The sequence below is a fragment of the Corynebacterium sp. HMSC077G07 genome (assembly GCF_001809225.1).
Lineage (GTDB): Bacteria > Actinomycetota > Actinomycetes > Mycobacteriales > Mycobacteriaceae > Corynebacterium > Corynebacterium jeikeium_D.
On record NZ_KV796547.1, the window covers coordinates 1 to 399 of the forward strand.

Consider the following 399-nt stretch of genomic DNA (forward strand, 5'->3'; position numbering starts at 1 on the left):
CCCCACAGTGCAGCCAACCTGCCACTGGCCTGACGCGGCGAGGCGCCACGGTTGAGCAGATTGACAACCTGGGCGCGCAAAAATCGATTGTCATCGAGTTTGCGCGGCTTTGGACGAGCAAGACGCCCGCGGCTGGCCTGATCAGCGTGATAGGCATCGTAGATACCATCGACGCTGTTGCGTGCGATTTCACGACTGATAGTGGATTGACTACGACAGACCATCTGGGCGATACGCCGGTGCGAATGACCTGCCCGCAGGCAATCGGCAATAAGTAAGCGTTCCGCCAGCCCTAGCCGCCGACCAGCGCCAACACGAGATACATCACCAGGTGTTATCCGACTGCGGGTATTCATAGTGGTTAAACTAGCCCGCCGGTTATACACCGTGGTTGTGCAC

General features: G+C 58.4%; 1 protein-coding gene. It reads right to left on the bottom strand.

The window, feature by feature from the left end; translation table 11 throughout:
• On the bottom strand, positions 1-356 hold a 356-nt coding region (locus HMPREF2562_RS10825; RefSeq protein ID WP_246819345.1), incomplete at its 3' end, for a helix-turn-helix domain-containing protein.
• Between the last annotated feature and the right edge of the window lie 43 nt (positions 357-399).